This window comes from Paraglaciecola sp. 2405UD69-4 (assembly GCF_047525415.1).
Classification (GTDB): domain Bacteria; phylum Pseudomonadota; class Gammaproteobacteria; order Enterobacterales; family Alteromonadaceae; genus Paraglaciecola.
This window is the reverse complement of the sequence record NZ_JBLIXM010000002.1, coordinates 1,259,321-1,266,272: the sequence shown is the minus strand read 5'-3', so window position 1 is coordinate 1,266,272 and position 6,952 is coordinate 1,259,321. Positions and strand designations below refer to the sequence as shown.

4 protein-coding genes are annotated in these 6,952 nt (G+C 40.2%); 2 read left to right on the top strand and 2 right to left on the bottom strand.

The genetic code is table 11. The features are described from left to right. Window positions 1–197: 197 nt before the first annotated feature. Window positions 198–2,114 (bottom strand): PQQ-binding-like beta-propeller repeat protein, encoded by a 1,917-nt coding sequence (locus ACMUMK_RS12130; RefSeq protein ID WP_414701373.1) that lies wholly within the window; start codon window positions 2,112–2,114, stop codon window positions 198–200. 296 nt (window positions 2,115–2,410) lie between these two features. After that, on the bottom strand, window positions 2,411–3,556 hold the full coding sequence (metK, locus tag ACMUMK_RS12125) for a methionine adenosyltransferase (RefSeq protein ID WP_414701372.1): 1,146 nt from the start codon (window positions 3,554–3,556) through the stop codon (window positions 2,411–2,413). A gap of 272 nt (window positions 3,557–3,828) precedes the next feature. On the opposite strand from metK, the gene tkt reads away from it, so the two are divergent. Next, on the top strand, window positions 3,829–5,820 hold the full coding sequence (tkt, locus tag ACMUMK_RS12120; protein WP_414701371.1) for a transketolase: 1,992 nt from the start codon (window positions 3,829–3,831) through the stop codon (window positions 5,818–5,820). Window positions 5,821–5,912: 92 nt separating this feature from the next. Continuing rightward, window positions 5,913–6,923, top strand: coding sequence for an erythrose-4-phosphate dehydrogenase (gene epd, locus ACMUMK_RS12115; RefSeq protein WP_414701370.1), 1,011 nt, complete (start codon window positions 5,913–5,915; stop codon window positions 6,921–6,923). The last annotated feature ends 29 nt before the right edge of the window (window positions 6,924–6,952 follow it).

The following is a 6,952-nucleotide window of genomic DNA, read 5'->3' as shown; positions in this document are numbered from 1 at the left end:
ACAGCGTCGACAATTTGTAATTTAAAGCCTAATGAATAATCTCGTTGTGTTCGTTTAAGCGGTGTATTATTTGACTTGGTCATAATAAGTCCTAAATGTGTAAACACATTTCAGGACGAGACATATTCATAAAAAAGGGCGTTTAAATATCTCTACCTAATCGCCCTTTTATTGGTTATAAGTTAATTGTTAGATAGTTAACTTCGTTTATTGCTTCTACCTATTAAACTCAGTATCAATCCTCCACCCAACAGAAGTATTAATGAAAAATTAATGGCGCCACCTGATTTCTTTTTCTCTACTGTACTAGGCGTTTCGTCATTATCGATTATAGTGACTTCTGCCGTAACATCAGTTCCTAAAGATGCGTTGACTGCATTATCTAACGTTACAGTAAAAGTTTCTGTATTTTCAACACTACTATCGTCAGTTATAGACACGATGAAAGTTTTTGAGCTATCCCCACTACTGAAGTCAAGTGTACCTTGTATATCTGTATAGTCAGTATTACTCGTTGCTGAAATTGCCGTTAAAAAATAGTCAACACTTGCTTCTCCATTCACACCGTCAGTTCGGTTTACTGTTATAGTTAAACTGCCGGCGTCTTCACTTACCGAGTAAGACAGATTGTTTAAATTGAAGTTCCCAGGTGAAGCATCTTCAATATCATCAATAGACACAGTGGCTGTTAAAAGTGATCCAAATGTTACTGCTCCAGTTAGCTCCGATAAACTAACTAAAAATGTTTCTGTCCCTTCTAATAAAATATCGTCCAATATTGCTACTGTAATTGTTTTAGACGTTTCCCCATCTTCCAATACAACTGTAGAGTCTTGAGGTTGATAATCCGATGATGCTGTTGCAGTGATATCTGATGAAATTAAATCAACTGTCACCTCACCGTCTGAACCATTGGTACGAGTAATCGTTATATCTACCGCTAAATCAGCCTCTAACGCTGTATATTGGGTTGAGCTCAGTTGAATTTGACTTGATGGCTCATCATTGTCATCAGTAAGGCTAGTTCCTCTACTGTTTTGTCCAAACCTTGGCCAAGGACTATCGATCAGAGGATAACTGCCTTCTAGCGCATAAACGTTTCCATCGAATGAACCAAAATAAATGCTGCCATCAACACCAACTGCTGGAGAACTGAAAATTGGTCCCATTGCACTATATGTACGGTTGATAGTTCCATCGGTATTTAAAGAATAAAAAACAGCATCACTTGAACCTATATGTATAGCTCCATCACTAGTAATTGTTGCGGACCCTTGAATAGCGCCTCCAGTTTGATATCGCCACTTCTGAGTTCCATCAGGATTAACTGCATAAATATATCCATCAAATGAGCCAAAATAGAGAGTTCCGTCAACGTCAATGGCTGGAGAGCTTCTGACGTTGCCCTCTGTCTCGAATGACCATTTCAAATTACCGTCACTGTCTAAGGCATATAATTTGTCATCATAAGAACCGAAGTAGATTGTACCATCACTACCTATTGCTGGTGACCCTGCAACGTCATCTCCTGTTTCATAAGACCATTTAAGTGTCCCGTCAGAGTTCAAGGCATAAAACTTATTGTCGTATGACCCAAATAAAACTGTTCCGTCAGATGCGATGGTTGGAGAGCTACGTACAAAGCCCTCTGTTTCAAATGACCACTTTAATGTGCCATTCTCTTCATTGAGTGCATAAACTTTATTATCATCGGAACCAATATAAACTGTTTGTGAACTGTCTATTGACGCCCAGCTATTAATGTCGCCGCCTGTCTCAAATCTCCATTTTTCTGTGTTGTCACTGTCTACAGCATAGAAATTATTATCTAAGGAGCCAAAATAGATTGTCCCGTCACTGCCTATAACTGGACTACTGCTAACATCACCAAGTGTTGTAAATGTCCATTTTTCAGTACCGTCAGCATTTATTGCGTAAAGGTTATTATCATATGAACCGATATACACAGTTCCATCACTATCAACGGACGCTGAACTAACAACATCTGAGTTAGTTTGGAAGACCCATTTTTCATCGCCATCTGCAGCATAAAGGTTTGCAGAAGTTGCAACCAAAAGCCCCGAAAAAAGTTTACCTACATTTCTACTTAACATCTTTCCTTCCTTAAAACTACAAGCCTTTGAGACACATATTAAATTCACATAGCGTTTTAGCTATTTTCATGCCATATAGTACAGTTATTTTACTAATTTGCTCAATTTTTATTGTGTCGCATAAAGCCTACGGTTCTTATTCAAATTCTTTCTTTTTTTGGGGGGAAGTCAGGAAATATTTATTAAAAATGTATGCTTTTGGATACTAAGTTTGGAAGTGTTGACTTAACAAGTATGTGGTTTTGAAATTATGCTACCACTAAATTATTTTATGTAGTGGTAGCAGATGTGAGTAATTAGATACTAGCTTTAAGTGTTTCTGCTAAATCTATTTGTTCCCAAGGGAATTCATTTCTACCAAAATGCCCATATGCAGCCGTCGCTTGGTAGATGGGGCGTTCTAGGTCTAACATCTTGATAAGACCATGGGGCCTTAACTCAAAATGTTCACGAACTAGTTTTACCAATAGGCTATCTGCTACTTTTGCGGTACCAAATGTTTCAATGTTGATTGAGGTAGGCTCTGCAACACCAATAGCATAAGAAATTTGAATTTCACATTTGTCAGCTAAACCAGCAGCCACTATGTTTTTGGCAACATAACGGCCAGCGTAAGCTGCTGATCTATCCACTTTTGACGGATCTTTTCCAGAAAACGCTCCACCACCGTGCCTTGCCATTCCGCCATATGTATCAACAATGATCTTACGCCCAGTTAAGCCGCAGTCTCCCATTGGTCCACCAATCACAAAACGGCCAGTGGGGTTAATAAAAAATTTGGTGTTTTTAGATAACCACTTTTCAGGAAGAACGGGTTTAATAATTTCTTCCATTACAGCTTCTCGTAAATCTGCTGTACTGATACTTTCATCATGTTGGGTTGACAATACAACTGCATCTATCCCTACAGGTTGGTTATCTTCATACACAAAGGTAACCTGACTTTTAGCGTCTGGACGTAACCAATTTAGTGTGCCATTTTTTCGCACTTCAGCTTGGCGTTTGACTAGGCGATGAGAATAGGTAATGGGAGCAGGCATAAGTACATCTGTCTCATTACTTGCATAGCCAAACATTAAACCTTGGTCACCAGCCCCTTGTTCTTCAGGTGAAGTACGATCTACGCCTTGATTAATGTCTGGAGATTGCTTACCAATTGCATTAAGAATGGCACATGAGTCGGCATCAAACCCCATATCAGAATGAACATATCCAATTTCTTTGACAGTGTTTCTGGTTATTTCTTCTATATCTACCCAAGCAGATGTTGTTACTTCGCCACCAACTAAAACCATACCTGTTTTTACAAAAGTCTCACAGGCTACGCGAGCTTTTGGATCTTGGGTTAAAATTGCGTCTAGTACTGCGTCGGATATTTGGTCCGCAATTTTATCTGGGTGTCCCTCAGAAACAGACTCTGAAGTAAAAAGATGTGATGTCATATAACTGCCTCGCTTGTCAGTATTAAAGCCTTACCTAATTTTGCTATTCTAACAATATTTTGAATAAATACCAGTCTTTACATCTAGACGTCCAAACGTCCATGAAATTAATTCTACTAAGGTGTAAATAAATTTCATATGTAAATGGCGATTCATACACGATTTGCCGTTGCAGTTAATGTCTGGCTAATACAAAATGGATTATTAAATTTGGAGTAACCTTTAGTTTTTTAATTATTCCTCCTTCATAAAAACGTTAGTCAGGAGACAACATGTCAACACGCCAAAATCTTGCCAATGCCATCCGAGCTTTAAGTATGGATGCCGTACAACAAGCCAACTCAGGTCACCCTGGGGCACCACTAGGTATGGCTGATATTGCAGAAGTACTATGGGGAGACTATTTGCAACATAATCCAAGCAACCCTGATTGGGCAAATAGAGACAGATTCGTGCTGTCTAATGGCCATGGTTCAATGTTGATTTACTCACTTTTACATTTATCTGGTTACGATCTTCCAATTGAAGAGCTTAAGAACTTCCGTCAACTTCATTCTAAAACCCCTGGCCATCCAGAGTATGGATATGCGCCGGGTGTAGAGACTACTACGGGGCCACTAGGACAAGGGATCAGTAATGCCGTAGGTATGGCCATTGCGGAGAAAACCTTAGCGGCGCAATTCAACAAACCAGATTTCGATATTGTTGATCACTTTACTTACTGTTTCTTAGGTGATGGCTGTTTAATGGAAGGTATTTCCCATGAAGCATGTTCATTAGCTGGTACGCTAGGTCTGGGCAAGTTGGTAGCATTTTGGGACGATAACGGCATTTCAATTGATGGCCATGTTGAAGGCTGGTTTACAGATAATACTCCTGCTCGTTTTGAATCATATGGATGGCATGTTATTGCTGATGTTGACGGTCACGACCCAGAAGCTATTGCCGCTGCAATAGATGCGGCAAAAGCAGAAACTACTAAGCCAACATTAATTTGTTGTAAAACTATTATTGGCTTTGGTTCTCCTAATAAATCAGGTAGTCATGATTGTCATGGTGCACCACTTGGTGATGATGAAATCAAAGCTGCACGTGAATTTTTAAATTGGCCTCATGCTCCTTTTGAAATTCCAGCTGATGTATATGAAGGTTGGGATGCAAAAGCATCTGGTGCTGAAAAAGAACAAGCTTGGAACGATAGCTTTAGCGCTTATGAAAGTGCTTATCCAGAGCTAGCAGCAGAACTAACTCGCCGTTTAGCTGGTGATTTACCTGCTGACTTTGCTGAGAAAGCAGATGCGTTTATTCAGGCATCACAAGACAAGGCTGAAAATATCGCCAGTCGTAAAGCTTCTCAAAATTCGATTGAAGCTTATGCTACCTTGTTACCAGAAGTGTTAGGTGGCTCAGCTGATTTAGCTGGTTCTAACCTTACAATTTGGTCAGGTACTAAAGGCATTTCAGCTGATGATGCTAGTGGTAACTACCTGTATTATGGTGTTCGCGAATTTGGTATGAGCGGTATCATGAACGGGATTGGTCTACACGGCGGATTCAGACCTTTTGGTGCAACCTTCTTGATGTTCATGGAATATGCGCGTAATGCAGTACGTATGGCAGCCTTGATGGGCATTCCTAATATTTTTGTATACACCCACGACTCTATTGGTCAAGGTGAAGATGGCCCTACGCATCAGCCAATTGAACAGGTTGCTAACTTACGTTTAACACCAAACCTTAATACATGGCGTCCTTGTGATGGTGCTGAAACAGCCGTGGCATGGAAGTCGTCTCTTGAGCGTAAAGATGGCCCATCTGCATTAGTATTTAGCCGTCAAGGGTTACCAGCTCAATCACGTGATGCTGCACAATTAGCCAATGTAGCTAAAGGTGGTTATGTGTTGAAAGATTGCGCCGGTACACCAGAAATTATCTTAATTGCTACAGGCTCAGAAGTAGGCATTACTGTAGAAGCTGCGGAGCAATTAGCTGCTTCAGGAAAAGCCGTACGTGTTGTTTCTATGCCCTGTACTAGTGTTTTTGACAAGCAAGATGCTGAATATAAAGAGTCTGTTTTACCTCGCTCGGTTACAAAACGAGTTGCGGTTGAAGCTGCTCATGTTGATTTTTGGCATAAGTATGTTGGATTTGATGGTGCAGTTGTGGGTATGTCTACCTTTGGGGAGTCAGCACCAGGACCTGCTTTGTTAAAATTATTTGGCATAACAACTGAAGCAGTGGTGAAAGCTGCTCAAGAACTTTAATATAAGTTCTTTATTACTACGCTAAGTATGTAAACTTTAAGGCGCATTTATGCGCCTTTGTTGTTGGTTTAAGGTAATTTTTAAAGGGTTTTATGTTACGTATAGCAATAAATGGCTTTGGACGTATTGGTCGCAATGTGGTGCGTGCTCTTTATGAAACTAAGCGTAATGAAAGTATTCAGGTTGTAGCAATAAATGAAATAGCTAAGCCTGAAGGTATAGCTCATTTGTTAAAGTATGATACTTCACATGGAAGGTTCGGATTTCCAGTTACATTAGATGGAGACATCTTAACCGTTGCAAATGACGATATTCGCTTGCTATGTCACCAAGATATTCGTGATTTGCCTTGGGAACAATTAGGCGTAGATTTGGTACTTGAATGCTCAGGTGTCCATAATGACCGCTCTGATGGTCAAGCTCATATAGAGCAGGGCGCTGGCAAGGTACTTTTCTCTCAGCCCTGTGGACCAGATATGGATGCCACTGTCATCTTTGGTGTGAATGATGGGGAGCTAAAAGACACAGATAAGATTGTGTCATGTGGTTCTTGTACAACCAACTGTATTGTTCCTGTTATTCAAGTGTTGGATGAGGCATTTGGGGTACAAAGCGGTACAGTGACAACTATTCACTCCTCTATGCATGACCAGCAAGTCATTGATGCTTACCACTGTGATTTGCGCCGAACCAGAGCTGCGAGCCAATCAATCATACCTGTTGACACTAAGTTAGCTGTTGGTATCGAGCGGATCTTGCCTAAGTTTGCAGGTAAGTTTGAAGCCATTGCGGTAAGAGTACCAACAATTAATGTGACAGCAATGGATTTGAGTGTAACGGTAGCTAAGTGTCTAAATGTCGAAGATGTAAACCAAGCTTTTAAAGCGGCCAAACTTAGTGATTTTAAAGGGATTTTAGATTATACAGAAGAGCCACTTGTCTCTGTTGATTTTAATCATGACCCCCATTCTTGTATAGTAGATGGTAGTCAGACACGAGTTAGCCATAAACAGTTAGTTAAAACCCTTGTTTGGTGTGATAACGAATGGGGATTTGCAAATAGAATGCTAGATACGGCTGAGGTAATGTTCAAACAAGCCTAGGTTTTATCTGAAGAATAAGTCAATTATCG